Below are 16982 nucleotides of genomic sequence, written 5' to 3'. Positions count from 1 at the left end.
GCCCCAGTTTAGGCAACGGCTTGTTGCGCGCATGTAACGGTTCCAAGGCGCGGTAGTGTGCGCAGCGCGTTGCACCCGTAGTGCCGAGCCATGCTCGGCAGGAGCGTTACCAGCAGATCCCAGCCGATCAAGGGAATCAGGTTTGTAGGAGCGGCGTAAGCCGCGAAGCCACTGCTGCGTCAGTCGGCAAAGGATCCGCCCCTCCCCCCCCTCCCCTTGGCTGCGCCAAAGGGAGGGGGGGGCTGTAGTGCCGAGCCATGCTCGGCAGGGGCCTTCCCGGTAAAGCCTCAGCCGACCATGGGTCGGTTCTAAAGGGGGGTGCTTGGGGTATGTCGGCCGAAGTATGTATAATTCGTACATACTTCATTGGAGGTCCCATGGACGCCACCGTAGCTGAACGCGGGCAGATAACGCTGCCCAAGGCTGTACGCGACGCTTTGGGTCTGACCAAGGGCACCCAGCTCAAGGTTGAGCTGGAGGGCAGCCGCATCATCCTGCGCAAGAGCGTGGACGACGCCATCTCGCGCGCCCGCGGCAAGTTCGCCCTGGACGGATTTGAGTCGGCCGAACAGGCCGTGCGTACCGTCCGTGACGAGGCCGGCGAGGCATGATGATCGCCGTTGACTCACCGGTCCTGATCGAACTGCTCAGCGACGGCCCGCGCGCCGACGCGGTGGAGGCCTGCCTGCGGCAGGCCTTGGTCGGCGGCAGGGTGGTCATCTGCGGTACCACCTTGGCCGAGATCTGCGCATCACTGCGCGGCGGCGCCGAGGTGCAGGGCGCGCTGGAAGAAATGGGCGTCCATTTCAATCCGCTGGAAGCAAAATCCGCGCTGCGTGCCGGCGAGATGCATCGCCGCCACCGGCAGCGCAGCGGCGATACCCGCCGCATCGACGATTTCATGGTGGGCGCGCACGCACTGCTGCAGTGCGACGGCCTGATCACCTGGAACGACACGTTTTATCGCGACTACTTCAAGGGCCTGAAGCTGATCGTGCCGCAAGCCTGAGAGCCCATCCATTCTTTAACCGTTACACCCGGGAGTTGTCATGTTGGAAGCCTACCGCCACCACGTAGCTGAGCGCGCCGCGCTTGGCATCCCGCCGTTGCCGCTCACTGCACAGCAGACGGCCGACGTCATCGAGCTGCTGAAGAACCCGCCGGCTGGCGAAGCCGAGTTCCTGGTCGACCTGATCACCAACCGCGTGCCGGCTGGTGTCGATGACGCCGCCAAGGTCAAGGCCTCGTACCTGGCTGCCATCGCCTTCGGCAGCGAGAAGAACGCACTGATCAGCCGTGCGCGCGCCACCGAACTGCTGGGCACCATGCTCGGCGGTTACAACGTCGCGCCGTTGATCCAGTTGCTGGACGACGCCGAAGTCGGCGCCATTGCCGCTGAAGGTCTGAAGCACACCCTGCTGGTGTTCGATGCATTCCACGACGTGCAGGAAAAGGCCAAGGCCGGCAACGCCAATGCACAGGGCGTGCTGCAGAGCTGGGCCGATGCCGAGTGGTTCACCAGCAAGCCGGAAGTGCCGCAGAGCCTGACCATCACCGTGTTCAAGGTGCCGGGCGAAACCAATACCGACGACCTGTCGCCGGCCCCGGATGCCACCACCCGCCCGGACATCCCGATGCACGCCCTGGCGATGCTGAAGAACAAGCGTCCCGACGCACCGTTCGTGCCGGAAGAAGACGGCAAGCGCGGCCCGATCCAGGAAATCCTGTCGCTGAAGGACAAGGGCCACCTGGTTGCCTACGTTGGCGACGTGGTCGGCACCGGCTCCAGCCGCAAGTCCGCCACCAACTCGGTGCTGTGGTTCACCGGTGAAGACATCCCCTTCATCCCGAACAAGCGCTTCGGCGGCGTGTGCCTGGGTTCGAAGATCGCCCCGATCTTCTACAACACCATGGAAGACGCTGGCGCACTGCCGATCGAGCTGGACGTGTCGAAGATGGAGCACGGCGATGTGGTCGAGCTGCGTCCGTACGACGGCAAGGCACTGAAGAACGGCGAAGTGATCGCCGAATTCCAGGTCAAGAGTGACGTGCTGTTCGACGAAGTGCGCGCCGGTGGCCGTATTCCGCTGATCATCGGCCGTGGCCTGACCGCCAAGGCGCGTGAAGCGCTGGGCCTGCCGGTCACCGACCTGTTCCGCCTGCCGGTGCAGCCGGCCGACACCGGCAAGGGTTACTCGCTGGCACAGAAGATGGTTGGCCGCGCCTGTGGCCTGCCGGAAGGCAAGGGCATGCGCCCGGGCACCTACTGCGAACCGAAGATGACTTCGGTGGGCTCGCAGGACACCACCGGTCCGATGACCCGTGACGAGCTGAAGGACCTGGCCTGCCTGGGCTTCTCGGCCGACCTGGTGATGCAGTCGTTCTGCCACACCGCGGCTTACCCGAAGCCGGTGGACGTCAAGACCCACCACACCCTGCCGGAGTTCATCTCCACCCGTGGCGGCGTCTCGCTGCGTCCGGGCGATGGCGTGATCCATAGCTGGCTCAACCGCATGCTGCTGCCGGACACCGTCGGCACCGGTGGTGACTCGCACACCCGTTTCCCGGTCGGCATCTCGTTCCCGGCCGGTTCGGGCCTGGTCGCCTTCGCTGCTGCCACCGGCGTCATGCCGCTGGACATGCCGGAGTCGGTGCTGGTGCGCTTCAAGGGCAAGATGCAGCCGGGCGTGACCCTGCGTGACCTGGTCAACGCGATCCCGCTGTACGCGATCAAGTCCGGTCTGCTGACCGTGGCCAAGGCTGGCAAGAAGAACATCTTCTCCGGCCGCATCCTGGAAATCGAAGGTTTGCCGGATCTGAAGGTCGAGCAGGCGTTCGAACTGTCCGATGCCTCGGCTGAGCGTTCGGCCGCTGGTTGCTCGGTGCACCTGAACAAGGAGCCGATCATCGAGTACCTGACCAGCAACATCACCCTGCTGAAGTGGATGATTGCCGAGGGTTACCAGGACGCACGTTCGCTGGCCCGCCGCATCGAGAAGATGGAAGCATGGCTGGCCAACCCGGAACTGCTGCAGGGTGATGCCGACGCCGAGTACGCTGCCGTCATCGAGATTGACCTGGCCGACATCCACGAGCCGATCGTGGCCTGCCCGAACGACCCGGATGACGTGAAGACCCTGTCCGAAGTTGCCGGTGCCAAGATCGACGAAGTGTTCATCGGTTCGTGCATGACCAACATCGGTCACTTCCGCGCCGCTGCCAAGCTGCTGGAAGGCAAGCGTGACATCCCGACCCGTCTGTGGGTTGCACCGCCGACCAAGATGGATGCCTCAGAGCTGACCAAGGAAGGCGTGTACGGCACCTTCGGTTCGGCTGGCGCGCGCATGGAAATGCCGGGCTGCTCGCTGTGCATGGGCAACCAGGCACAGATCCGCGAAGGCTCCACCGCGATGTCGACCTCGACCCGTAACTTCCCGAACCGCCTGGGCCGCAACACCAACGTGTACCTGGGTTCGGCCGAACTGGCCGCAATCTGCTCGCGTCTGGGTCGCATCCCGACCAAGGAAGAGTACATGGCCGACGTTGGCGTGCTGGATTCGGCAGGTGCCGAGATCTACCGCTACATGAACTTCGACCAGATCAGCGATTACAAGGACGTGGCCGATTCGGTCAACGCCTGAGTTGTAGCTGAGTAGTAATGGTTGAACGAGAAACCCCGGCGCAAGCCGGGGTTTTTTGTTGCCCGAAAATTTAGTTGCTGCTGTTGTAGGAGCGGCGTGAGCCGCGAAGCTGATGGATTCGCAGATTGCGGAGTGCGCGGTCATTCATTGCACCCAGCTTCGCGGCTTACGCCGCTCCTACAAAAGTAAAGCGGCTCGCGCCGCTCTCCAAAAAATTTGCGTGGCCCGGGGAAGCACAGCGCGACTGGGAGGTACCGTTCTTGGCGGAAAGTACCTGGGGAGCCCCAGTCGCACTGTGCTTGCCGGGACCACGCAAAGTGGTGCCTGCCTGTAAGTCTTACCGCTCGCGGAATGCTTCGCGTGCCTTCAATACCGGCTTCAGCAGATACTCCAGTACGGTCTTCTCACCGGTACGGATCTCCACCGAGGCGATCATGCCCGGGATGATCGGCAATTCTTTGCCACCGGCTTCCAGGGCGCTCTTGTCGGTCAGTACCGTCACTCGGTAGTAAGTGCTGTCTGGACGACCAGCGCCACCCTTCTCTTCGTCCTTCAATGTATCCGGGCTGATCAACTCGACTTTGCCATCCAAGCCACCATAGATGCCATAGTCATATGCGGTTATCTTCACCTTCGCCGGCAAGCCCGGCCGCAGGAACGCAACATCGGAAGGGCGAATTTTTCCTTCCACCAGCAGTTGGTCTTCGAGCGGAACAATTTCCAGAATGTGCTCGCCGGGCTGGATCACGCCGCCAACAGTATTGACCCGCACGTTCTTCACCGTGCCGCGTACCGGCGCGGTAATGGTGGTGCGCTCAACCACGTCGGCGCGGCCGACCAGGTTTTCGCTGGTCTGCGAGAGCTCCATTTCCAGCTTGACCAGCTCGGAATTGGCATCGGAACGGTAACGATTACGCCGCTCCACGATCTGCGAGCGGATGTCGTTGGCCTGCCGGCGCATGCGCAGCAGCTCCACATCCGAAAGCAAGCCCTTGGCAGCCAGCGGCTGGGCCAGGTTGATCTCGCGCATGGACAGGGCGTAGCTCTGCTCCAGCGATGCAACACCTTCTTCAAGCGCGCGACGACGCGCGTTGAATGCACGGGTCTCGCTGGCAACTTCGTCCTCGAACTCGCTTACCTGTGCATCGAATACCAACGGCTCGCCATAGGCCTCGGCACGCAGGCGGGCGATGGTGGCCTTCAGCGAAATGACCTTGCTCAGTGCTTCGCGATAGCTGGCATTGGCACGTGTAGGGTCGATCTTCAGCAGCACCTGGCCGCTTTCGACGATGTCGCCTTCGTGTGCCGACATTTCGGCCAGGATGCCGCCTTCCAGACTCTGGATGACCTGCTCACGGCTTTTGGAAACGATCTTTGCCTCGCCCTTGGTGATCTCCTCGACCCGGGCAAAGTGCGCCCACGTCACGCCAACAACGACAACCAGCAAGATCATGTAGGTGACGAGGCGCGAGCCGGGCGTGGTCTGGGCCAGCAGCGACTCGGATACATCATCCATGAATGCGGCGTCAGCGGCGCTGATGGATGTGGCGTCTTTTTTCGATTTCTTCCAGGGGAACATTACTGGGCCTCCTGCTGTTGGGGTTTGGATTGCCGCACACGAGTGGGGGCAGGCTGAATGGATGGTGCCGGTGCGGAGGTGGAAGCAGTCACCGAAGTCGGCGCCTGTACCGAGGCGGAGGCTGTCACCGCGGTTGGTGCAGCTACCGAAGTGCCGGCCGTTGCCTGATCCTTGTCACGAGCTGCTGCCTGTGACTGGGCTTGCGACGCTTTCTCCGCATTGGCACCAAGTGCTGTCAGCACGTTAGCCTTTGGCCCATCAGCGAACACGCGGCCGTTGTCCATCACAATCACCCGGTCTACCAGGTTGAGCAGCGAAGGACGGTGGGTGACCAACACCAGCGTCTGGCCTTGTGTGGCGCGATGCAGGTGCTCAAGGAACTGCGCTTCGGTCTGCGCGTCCATTGCGCTGGTGGGTTCATCCATCAACAGCAGGCGCGGGCGCGCGAGCAAGGTGCGCGCCAAGGAAATCAACTGGCGCTGACCTCCGGACACGCCATCACCATTTTCCCCGATGGGCAGGTTGACGCCGCGCGGATGCGAGGCGGCAAACTGGTCCAGGCCGGTGAGGCGCAGTACCCGCAGGAACTCATCAACAGTGGCTTCCGGGCAGCCCAGCATCACGTTCTCGCGCAAGGTGCCGTGGAACAGACGTGCTTCCTGATTGACGAAGCCCACGGCTTTGCGCCAGTCGGCCGGGTCGATCTGATTGACATCCAGGCCGTCGGTGAAAATCTGTCCCTCGGTGGGGGAGTACAGGCGTGACATCACCCGCAGCAGCGTCGACTTGCCGCTGCCGATGCGGCCAAGGATGGCAACGCGCTCACCCGGGGCGATGGACAGGTTGATATCGGTCAGCACCGGTGGGTTGGGCTGCATCGGCGGTGCCGGGTAGGCGAAGCCGATCTTCTTCAGGGCGATCTGCCCGCTCAGTTCTGGTACCGGCAGGTAGTCCTGGGCCGGGTCGCGGTCCTGTGGCATTTCCATCAGTTTGTTCAGCGAACCCAGCGCAGCCTTGGCCTGCTGGAAGCGCACCGCAAGCCCGATCACCTGGCCCAGCGGTGCGGTAGCGCGGCCGGCCAACATCACCGTGCCGATCAACGCGCCCATGCTGAGCGTGCCCGCGGTGATCAGATAGACGCCGGTGATCACCAGGACCACGGTCTGCAGCTGCTGCAGCAAGGTGACGGTGCCGGTGGCAATACTCGACAGGCGGCGCGACTTCATCGACGTCGCCGACTGCAGGGCGCTGAAGTGCTGCCAACGACGTTGCATGTTGGCACTGCCGCCGGTGGACTTGAGCGTTTCCATGCCTTCAATGGATTCGATCAGTACACCTTGCTTGAGTGAGGACTCACGCAGGTTTTCTTTCATCACCCGGGCCAGCGGCCATTGGATGCTGACTGAGATAATGACGATGAGTGGGAGGATCAACAGCGGAATCCAGCCCAATGGTCCACCAATGGCAAAGATCACGCCGACGAACATCAGCACGAAAGGAAGATCGGAGATTGCAGCCAGTGTTGCCGACGTCGCGAAGTCACGCACGGACTCGAACTCGCGCAGCTGGTTGGCAAAGGCGCCGGACGAAGCTGGCTTGTGCTCCATCTTCACCGACAGTGCCTGTCGGAACAGCATCGCGCCAAGCACCAGGTCGGCCTTCTTGGCAGCAACGTCAAGCAGATGGGCGCGCACGAAACGGATCACCGCTTCAAAGACCATCGCGATGACCACGCCGATACCAAGCGACCACAGCGTAACGAATGCCTGGTTGGGTACCACCCGGTCGTAGACGTTCATGGTGAAGAAGATGCTTGCCAGTGCCAGCACGTTGGCCAGCACGGCAGCAATGGCAGCGCTGCGGTAGTAGCGGCGGTAACGCCACAGCGTGCTGAACAACCAGTGGCCCTTGGCTTCCGGCAGTACCTCGCCGGCACGGTTGTCGACGTGGGCGCGTGGCTTCACCAGGATGGCGTGGCCGGAGTACATCGCGCTCAGTTCTTCGTGCGACAGGTCAACCGGCTCCGCAGAGACCTCCGGCAGGATCACGGTGTAGCGCAGTTGACGCTTGTTTTCCTCGTCGCGGATTTCTCTGCGCTCGAGCAGAATGCAGCCGCCCTGTTTTTCACGCAGAAGGATGGTTGGCATGACCTGCGCCGGCAGCTGTGGCAGGCCACGCTTGATCACACCACCAGTCAAACCGACGTTGCTCAGAGCCTTCAGTGCCAGAGAGGGCGAAAGCGAGCCGTTCCACGGCAGGCCGGCGACCAGTGCGGCTGGGCTACGGCTCATATCATAGTGATCACACATCCAGGAAACGCTTTGCAGCAGCGTATCCTCAATGGTGGTCTGGTCTTTCGTCATTGCTGCGGCTTCATCAGCCGGCGCACTTGGATTGGTCATGGCAGTTCCAGATGGATCCACCTGTAAAGGCAGGCGGGTTTTGATCCGGGAGTGCAAATAGCCAGTTGCTCCCGACGAGGAGCGGAAGTCTGCGGTCGCACCGGGTATTGGCGAATAGGATTCGTCCCAAATGTTCGGTGTTTGTTTGGGTTCTGCCTTTGATTCCGCTGTTTACGCCCTGCAGGACCAACCGCTGCTTTCATGGAACAAGGGAATTCCGCTGCCGCAAGCCATACCCATGCTGGATATCCGAGGTTGATCCTTCTGCGTTGGCAGGCGGTGCAGCGGGTGCAGATCCATGCTCAGTCTCGTTGTCGAGCAACCCGAGTGCCGCAACATTACCCGCGTTCTGTGCTGCATTCCGCGGCTCCTCCGATCTTTAAGACTATCCCTATGTAGCGTCATGTGCGTGGCGCTTACTGTTATCACATGTGAAACCAATCATCACCAGCTCTACGGTTGGCGCAGTCGCGCCACTCGCTGGAGACCGCGCGTGTCTGTTTGGTTGGATCGGTATGCGAAGTCTCGTTCTGTTCGTTTTCTGAGGCATGACGGGGTTCGCTGGCTATGCAGTATGAAGGGCGTACGCGGAAGTTTCATTCAGAGAAGGATAGCCCTGGCTACCTCTGGAAGCTTTCTCAAAATAATCAATTACGAGTGAATGGCAATGACAGCGATGGTGTCGGTAGTTAGCGGTGGATCGGTGGTACATGCGCAGCAGCTTGCTGGTGTAAGAGACGGCAAGGCGGTGCGCATCAGCGCGGTCAAGGGAGCGCGCTATGTGCTGGCGGAGATGCATGGTGGTGTTGCTGCCGGTGACATCAGCGTCAAGCGCGTTGGTAAGCGTCTCGTGCTTGAGCAGAAAGCTGATGGTGGCGAGCCGGTATCGCTGATCATCGAAGACTTCTACGGCAGTGAGGGTCAGCTGGTTGGCCTGGGTGCCGATGGCGGGTACGTTGAGTACCTGGCCGCTACCGAGCACGGTGCTATCGATGCCGCGGCAATGGGTGATGGCGCATCGTCGCTGCTCACCTTGGCTGCTGGTCAAGCTTCGGCGGTGCCGAACAGCTTCCAGTTCGCCGACGCTGGTTCCTCTGCGTTCAGCAGTGCCCTGGCTGGCATGGCAGCGGTCGCCGGTGGCTTTGCGTTGAGCAACAACAGCAGTGGTGGCAGCAAGGCGCAGCCTGCGCCGGTTGCCACTGGCTTCATGCTGGAGGACCAGGCAGTAGGGGCATCGGCAGTTGATCCGATGCCGGTCGCCGAAGAGCAGCCACCATCGGTGGCGACGGACAGCGAGAACGCTATCCGTGGTGAAGTTGTGGATGAAGCTGGCAATGCCGATCTACTGGACGCGAACATTGTTGCCGAATCTTCCGCAGTGGAGGAAGGCAGCCTCGAAGCGGAGCTGGCGCCTGAAGCGGGCGATAGCAAGAACCGGGCTCGCCCCAATGCCTCGGTGACTGACGGTGCAATCAAGGCGGCGGGCTCGGTCGTGGCGGCCTCCGCTGACGCTGTGCCTGTGATTGACGCCTTGCTGGACAAGTACGGCGTGATCCAGGGTGTCATTGAGAATGGTGGCTACACCGATGACGGCTACCCGACCATCATGGGCAAGGCGGACCCTGGTGTTACGGTGCACGTTTACCGCGGCAAGTACCTGCTGGGTCACGCCCTTGCTGACGCCAACGGCGATTGGTCCTATGTTCCGACCAACCCGTTCCCCACCGGCACGCACGCGATCGTCATCATTCACCAGTACCCGGATGGCGAGAGCAGTGAACCGTCCGAGCCGTATGTGTTCACCGTCGACAAGATTCCGCCTGCCATTCCCGTGGTCATCGGCATCATGGATGACGAAGGGCGTATCACCGGTGCAATTGCCGAGCAGGCCATCACCGATGACAATCGACCGACCATCAATGGTACGTCGGAAGCCAATGCGACCCTGATCATCTACGACAAGGGCAAGGAGATTGGCCGGACCACGGCCGGCGCCGATGGCAAGTGGAGCTTCACCCCGCAAACTCCGCTGGCCGATGGCCTGCATATGCTGAGCGTCTCGGCGATGGATCGTGCCGGCAACGGCAGTCAGCCGACCGGCATCAGCGAATTCATCGTCGACACGCGCCCGGAAAAGATCAACGTCTACTACGCCGATGATGACGCTGGCGATGTAACCGGTGAAGTGTTCAGCGGCGGCACAACCGATGACAGCACGCCGACGCTGTTTGGCTCAGCCACGGCCGGCGGCATCGTCAAGATCTATGAAGGCAGCGTGCTGCTGGGCGAGGTCACGGCCGACGTCGATGGCACCTGGCAGTTCACGCCGCCGACCGCGTTGGGCGAAGGCGCGCATAGCTTCCACGCCACGGTGACCTTGGTTGCCAAGGGCGAGAGCGCACCGAGCAAGCAATTCACGCTGGAAGTGGACCTGACCGCGCCGAGCGAGCCGACCATCGAGCAGGTGCTGGATGATGTGGGTAGTGTGCAAGGCCCGCTGCAGAATGGTGGCACCACCGATGATGCGCGCCCGGAGTTGAAGGGCAGTGCCGAGGAAAATAGCACCGTTATCATCCGCGATGCGGGCGTCGAGATAGGGCGTGTGCAGGCCAATACGCAGGGTGAGTGGTCATTCACGCCAGGGTTTGCGCTGATTGCCGGTGCGCACAGCATCAGCGTAATCGCGATTGACAAGGCGGGGAACGCCAGCGCCCCCTCTGCTGCGTTTGACTTCCAGGTGATGCTGGTTCCTGCTGACCCGGTAGTCGCACCGACGATTGTCTCCATCTACGACGATGTGGGCCTTTCCAAGGGCGAGTTGTATAGCGGCTCCCATACGGACGACACCACGCCGCTGATCTCGGGCAAGGCTACGCCGAACAGTATCGTCATCCTGATGGACAATGGTGTTGAGATTGGCCGTCCGCAGGCTGATGCGTCTGGTAACTGGTCGTTTGCTCCGCCGGAGGCACTGGTCCTTGGATTGCATAATATCGTCGCTACTGACAGTGTCGGTAGCGCTTCTTCCGCAGTATTTGGGTTTCGCGTTGTTGCGCCGAATGAGAATAGTGGCTTCGAGAATTTCAACACCCTCGGGTCGATTGCGGTGGGAAATCAGTCATCGGCGTATGTATTGCCGTCGGGTTTAGTGATCAGTGGGGCATATGGCACTGCTTCGAGCACGTCGAGCTCAGGTGAGTATTCACTGCGTCCGGAAGATGCTGGAACTGCGCTTCACTTGACATCTGCAGGGAGTGTGAAGCTGGAGCTTCCGTCAGAGAGCAGTGAGGTAACTTTTGCACTCAGGAGCCCTACGACCACCTACGTGTACGCAGCGAGATTCTACGACAGCTCTGGTACCTATCTCGGGACGGTGAATAGCGTTGCCAATATAGGCGGCTATCAAGGCATCCACTTCGAGGCCCCGGCCGGGAAGGCAATCGCGTATTTTACGGTGGGTGCTTACTATGCAGCCGCTCCGATTGCATACCTCGACGGTGTGCAGTGGGGGCCGCATCGAATTCCAAGTGACATCTCCATCTCATCGGCGGAGACCGATGATGCAGGCGCCCGAATTGTCTACGGAAAGGTCGAGAACATGCCCTACCTGGTGCCTGGGACGGTGATTCAGGTGTCTACGGATGGCGGCGTGACCTGGACCAATGCAACCTTCGCCGAAGGTTCATGGATGCTCATCCAGAAAGATATGCCGCCGGGTGATTGGACGGCCCAGGTGCGTATCGTTGAGCTCGAGAGCGGCTTGTCACTTGGGCTCTCTGATTCCAAACAGGTGCACACTGTGGTTAATGGGGCACCAGTTATTCAGCGCATCGCGGACGCTGAAGGCATGTACACGGCCGAGAAGGCTGCCGATGGCTCAGTGGTGGAGGTATCACTGGCTGATACTGGAGCAAAGGTCGGCGACAAGGTGCATATCAAGTGGGGTACCGTCACCTATGACCATGTGCTGACGCAGGCAAACATCGACGCGGGTCAGGTTGCAATCAAGGTTCCAGCAGCACAGGTGCTGATGCAGGGCGTGAACTCCGATTTCCTGGTGACTGCGCAAATCATTACTGCCAATGGTTTGATCGGTATCCTCTCGCAGCCGCAGAAGGTAGTTGGTACCTACACGCTGTCTGCACAGAAAACCGACGCCTTGACGGCTGATCCGGAGGACAACGCTTACTCGGTCGCCGGCTTCAAGATCAGCACCGGTGGCGTGATGGAGGTCACCGGATCGACATCGGCTACGCACGCCGGGTTGACCTTGACCGATAGTGTGAACGCGAACGCGACGTTTGTGATGGACAAGCCGGTGCGCGAAATCGCGCTGCGGTTCAGCGGCATTGACAGCGAGAAGGGTGTGACCATCCAGTTCTTCGACGTCAAGGGGAACTTGATTGAAGAACAGACCATTCATGGTAATGCCACTGCCTTCCACGCCAATGCCTATAGCTATCGCCCGCTGGACGAGCGCGTGGATATCGGGTCGTTCAAGATCATCGCCAATGAGCCGAGCGTGACCCTGGATCGCTTCACCTGGAAGGAGGTCAGCCACAATGCCGATGCTCGTGATCCCGCCATCATCGATTCCAATATGGAGAGTTTCTATGGAACGGACGGCGACGATGTGGTTACGCTGACCGTGAAGATGGACGACTACTTCATTGGTGCAGTGGCCGGCATTCACGGTGGCGCTGGTATCGACACGCTCAGAATTGCCGGTCCATCAGGGGTCATGCTCAAGGGAGCAGCAATAAGCGCGGTGGAGATAATTGAACTCACGAACGATGCCATCCAGTCCTTGAATATCAATGTTAGCGATGTGTTGCGTAACGGCCAGATTGATGCGTTCTACACTGGTGATTCGAGTCGTGTGCAGATGATGGTGAAGGCATCAGGCAAGGGCATCGTGAATATTTCTGATCAGTTGATTGGCGGCGCATCAGTGCAGAATGCCAACGGTGATACGCCCGGCGATATGGGGCAGTGGGTAAAGGGCAATACTGTTGCGGTAGACGGTGTGAGTTATATGTCTTTCATGCATTCAGGTCTCGCGATCGAGGTTCTGGTGCAGCAAGGCGCGAACGTGAAACTTGAGAACAGGAATGATCACAAGCAATCCGCTACCCGGTCGCTGCTGAAGGGGGGTGTTGATGTCGATGCTGTGCAGGATGATTCCGTTCGCGATATTGCTGGTCAGGTGTTGGCGGGAGCGGAGGCTGAGTACTTTGCTGCGGACCCGGACAACGTTGTCGCTGGTCAGCAGACGGGGGCTGGGCTCACATCGGCTGTTCACTCGTCGCAGTTTGGTTCCGCTGGTGCGTTCGGCGCGATAGAGCTGTTGAACGAGGCCTATTGATGCCAAAGGGGAGGCGGCGGCGATGCCGCCGCTTCCTGTCTAACGGAGATTGCTAGCCAATGTCGCGGAATGCCGGCTGGCTGCTAGCTCAGATTGGCGTGATTTTTCGCGGGGCGGTGTTGTAGCTCGGGTAAGCGCAGCGCGCCTGGGGTGTAAAGATCTGACGGTCTCAAAGGCTGTTCATCAATAGCCCCAGGTACGCTGTGCTCACTCAGGCTGCGGTATACGCAGTTGTCGCTCGGCGCGGCGGTTTTCTGCGTGTGGGCTTTAAGACTATGCCTATGTAAGCCCGCCGCTGCGCCAACTACAGTTATCACTGGTGAAACCAATCTCTGTTTACGGTGCCTGCCTTGCCCTTGTGACCGGGTGGGTCGCAAAGCTGTGCGGTGGTTTTGGTGCAGTCGGCAGTGCGCGCACAAGTGCTCAGGTCTTTCCTTAACTTTCCGGTGGAGGTTCGTTCGATATGCAGTGGCTATCACTGCAGCGCGAGTTCTACGCCAAATAAAAATAGCGAGTGAATTGTAATGACGGCGATGGTATCGGTGGTTAGCGGCGGTTCCTTGGTGCATGCCAAGCAGCTTGCTGGTGTAAGAGACGGCAAGGCTGTGCGCATCAGCGCGGTCAAGGGAGCGCGCTATGTGCTGGCGGAGATGCATGGTGGTGTTGCTGCCGGGGACATCAGCGTCAAGCGCGTCGGCAAGCATCTTGTGCTTGAGCAGAATGCTGACGGCAGCGAGCCGGTATCGCTGATCATCGAAGACTTCTATGGCAGCGAAGGTCAGCTGGTTGGCCTGGGTGCTGATGGCGGTTACGTTGAGTACCTGGCCGCTACCGAGCACGGCGCTATCGATGCTGCGGCAATGAGTGATGGCGCATCGTCGCTGCTCACCTTGGCTGCTGGTCATGCTTCGGCGGTGCCGAGCAGCTTCCAGTTCGCCGACGCTGGCTCGTCTGCGTTCAGCAGTGCCCTGGCTGGCGTGGCAGCGGTTGCCGGTGGCTTTGCGTTGAGCAACAACAGCAGTGGCGGTAGCAAGGCGCAGCCTGCGCCGGTAGCGACTGGCTTCATGCTGGAGGAACAAACAGCCGGGGCATCGGCAGTTGATCCGATGCCGGTCGCCGAAGAGCAGCCGCCATCGGTGGCGACGGATAGCGAAACCGCTATCCGTGGTGAAGTTGTGGACGACGCTGGCAATGCCGATCTACTGGACGCGAACACTGTTGCTGAATCTTCCGCAGTGGAAGAAGGCAGCCTCGAAGCGGAGCTGGCGCCTGAAGCGGGCGATAGCAAGAACCGGGCTCGCCCCAATGCCTCGGTGACTGACGGTGCAATCAAGGCAGCGGGCTCGGTCGTGGCGGCCTCCGCTGACGCTGTGCCTGTTATTGACGCCTTGCTGGACAAGTACGGCGTGATCCAGGGTGTCATTGAGAATGGTGGCTACACCGATGATGGCTACCCGACCATCACGGGTAAGGCTGACCCTGGCGTTACGGTGCACGTTTACCGCGGCAAGTACCTGTTGGGTCACGCCCTTGCTGACGCCAACGGCGAGTGGTCCTATGTTCCGACCAACCCGTTCCCCACTGGCGCGCACGCGATCGTCATCATCCACCAGTACCCGGATGGCGAGAGCAGTGAACCGTCCGAGCCTTATGTGTTTACTGTCGACAAGATTCCGCCTGCCATTCCCGTGATCATCGGCATCATGGATGACGAAGGGCGTATTACCGGTGCAATCGCCGAGCAGGCCATCACCGATGACAATCGGCCGACCATCAATGGCACCTCGGAAGCCAATGCGACGCTGATCATCTACGACAAGGGCAAGGAGATCGGCCGGACCACGGCCGGCGCTGACGGCAAGTGGAGCTTCACCCCGGAAACTCCGCTGGCCGATGGCCTGCATATGCTGAGCGTCTCGGCGATGGATCGTGCCGGCAACGGCAGTCAGCCGACCGGCATCAGCGAATTCATCGTCGACACGCGCCCGGAAAAGATCAACATCTACTACGCCGATGATGACGCTGGCGATGTAACCGGTGAAGTGTTCAGCGGCGGCGCAACCGATGACAGCACGCCGACCCTTTTCGGTACGGCAACAGCCGGTGGCATCGTGAAGATCTATGAAGGCAGCGTGCTGTTGGGCGAAGTCACGGCCGACGTCGATGGCACCTGGCAGTTCACGCCGACGACCGCGTTGGGCGAAGGTGCACATAGCTTCCATGCAACGGTGACCTTGGTTGCCAAGGGCGAGAGCGCACCGAGCAAGCAATTCACGCTGGAAGTGGACTTCACCGCACCGAGCCAGCCGACCATCGAGCAGGTGCTGGATGATGTGGGCAGCGTGCAGGGTCCGCTGCAAAAAGGTGACACCACCGATGATGCGCACCCGACGTTCAGGGGCAGCGCAGAGGCAAGCAGCATCGTGATAATCCGCGATGCGGGTGTCGAGATAGGCCGCACGCAGGCCAATGCTCAGGGTGAGTGGACATTCACGCCGGAGCTGGCACTGAGTGCCGGGGCACACAGCATCAACGTAGTTTCTATTGACAAGGCAGGGAATGCGAGCGCGGCATCTGCTACGTTTGACCTCCAGGTGACGTTGGTGCCGGCTGTACCGACAGCTGCACCGACCATTGTCTCCATCTATGACGATGTCGGCCTTTCCAAGGGTGTGCTAGGCAGCGGAGCGGTGACGGACGACGACACGCCGCTGATCAGTGGCAAGGGAGAGCCAAACAGCACCATTGTCGTGAAGGACAATGGCGTTGAGATAGGTCGAGTGAAGGTGGATGCGTCGGGGAACTGGTCGCTGCAGCCAGCAACCGCGTTGTCGCATGGGCTGCACAATCTTGTTGCGACATCGGTGGATGCGGCTGGCAACATTGGCGGATCTTCGAGCGTCTTTGGCTTCCGGATCGTCGAACTGGGTGGTGGCGGAGCGCTGGAAAACTTCAATGCGCTTGAGCTTGAATCCTCCGTAATGCATACCAAGGGTGTCGTGCTGCCGACCGGTGTTGTGCTGACAGGTACTTTTGGCGGAAACTCAGCGAACCCCATAAATTACACCGGTGGGCCGCGACCGGAGGACTACTATGCCGCGCTCCACACAACAGCCGGTTCTAAGTTCCAGATAGCGCTGCCGTCAGAGAACAAAAAAGTCTCGTTCTTCTATACCGCCGGTGGGGCGGCGGTTGTCAGTTACTTTGACGCGGATGGTGTAAAGATCGGTCAATCAAGCTTGTCTGGGACCGGTACTCAGGGTTACCAGAAGGTGATCTTCAATGCCCCGGACGGAAAGTTGGTCGCGTCAATGGAAGTGTCTGCAACGAGTCTTACTTACTTTGAGTCCCTGCAATGGGGAGATAGATATTTGACTGGAGTATCGATCTCCACGGCCGAGCCTGACGGTTTTGGCGGCCGCATTATTTATGGAAAGGTATCAGGAGTCGCCTATCTGGATCCGGACACGGTAGTGCAGGTGTCTACCGATGGTGGCAAGAGCTGGACCAATGCCGTGTTCTCCGAAGGCTCGTGGGTGGCCATCCAGAAGGATATGCCGCCAGGTGACTGGACAGCAGAAGTGCGTGTTATCGACCGTCCCAGCGGGATGTCCCTCGGCTTCAGTGATTCGAAGCTGGTGGAGACCCAAGGCGCCGGCGCGCCGAAGATTGTGCGGATTGAAGATGCCGAGGGTATGTATACCGCTGCAAAGGCGGCCGATGGTTCGCTGATTGAAGTGTCGTTGGAGGACACTGGCGCAAGGCAGGGGGACTTGGTGCATGTTCGGTGGGGAATCGTCACCTATGATCATGTTCTGACCAAGGCAAATATCGATGCTGGTCATGCCACGATAAGGATGCCGAAAGAGCAGATACTTTTGCAGGGTGGACCGGCCAGAGTTCTGTAGACACTCAGTCGCCGCTCTGCGCGTAGCGCCTTTCAAACTCTACCGGTGACAGTCCGCCAGCGGAACCATGCCGGCGGATCGGGTTGT

Annotated in this window: 7 protein-coding genes; 5 read left to right on the top strand and 2 right to left on the bottom strand. The window is 60.3% G+C overall.

Features of this window, described 5'->3' with window-relative positions; genetic code table 11:
- Positions 1 to 377 precede the first annotated feature (377 nt).
- The 3 genes from ACVOLL_RS12900 to acnB are packed head-to-tail and all read left to right on the top strand — an operon-like array spanning position 378 to position 3641.
- Positions 378 to 611: an AbrB/MazE/SpoVT family DNA-binding domain-containing protein gene (locus ACVOLL_RS12900; protein WP_481513246.1), complete on the top strand. Its 234-nt coding sequence runs from the start codon at positions 378 to 380 to the stop codon at positions 609 to 611.
- Positions 611 to 1009, top strand: a complete 399-nt coding sequence (locus ACVOLL_RS12895; protein WP_481513245.1) for a type II toxin-antitoxin system VapC family toxin — start codon at positions 611 to 613, stop codon at positions 1007 to 1009. Before ACVOLL_RS12900 ends, ACVOLL_RS12895 begins: the two co-directional genes overlap by 1 nt.
- Positions 1010 to 1049: 40 nt before the next feature.
- Complete coding sequence (gene acnB, locus ACVOLL_RS12890) at positions 1050 to 3641, top strand: bifunctional aconitate hydratase 2/2-methylisocitrate dehydratase (protein ID WP_481513244.1); 2592 nt, start codon at positions 1050 to 1052, stop codon at positions 3639 to 3641.
- Positions 3642 to 3978: 337 nt separating this feature from the next.
- Here acnB and ACVOLL_RS12885 read toward each other — a convergent pair whose 3' ends face one another.
- Entirely contained in the window at positions 3979 to 5220 is a 1242-nt protein-coding gene (locus ACVOLL_RS12885) for an HlyD family type I secretion periplasmic adaptor subunit (protein ID WP_481513243.1), read from the bottom strand.
- On the bottom strand, positions 5220 to 7622 hold the full coding sequence (locus ACVOLL_RS12880; protein ID WP_481513242.1) for a type I secretion system permease/ATPase: 2403 nt from the start codon (positions 7620 to 7622) through the stop codon (positions 5220 to 5222). Before ACVOLL_RS12880 ends, ACVOLL_RS12885 begins: the two co-directional genes overlap by 1 nt.
- Positions 7623 to 8289: 667 nt before the next feature.
- Between ACVOLL_RS12880 and ACVOLL_RS12875 the strand changes: the two genes are divergently transcribed.
- Positions 8290 to 12987 (top strand): Ig-like domain-containing protein, encoded by a 4698-nt coding sequence (locus ACVOLL_RS12875; protein ID WP_481513241.1) that lies wholly within the window; start codon positions 8290 to 8292, stop codon positions 12985 to 12987.
- A 524-nt stretch (positions 12988 to 13511) separates the two neighbouring features.
- Positions 13512 to 16895 carry an Ig-like domain-containing protein gene (locus tag ACVOLL_RS12870; protein WP_481513240.1) on the top strand — a complete coding sequence of 1128 codons (3384 nt, stop codon included), beginning with the start codon at positions 13512 to 13514 and terminating at the stop codon, positions 16893 to 16895.
- Positions 16896 to 16982: the final 87 nt, after the last annotated feature.

Source organism: Stenotrophomonas sp. STEN035 (assembly GCF_056759935.1).
Note: the sequence above shows the minus strand (reverse complement) of the source record. Positions and strands in the feature narration are given on the sequence as shown.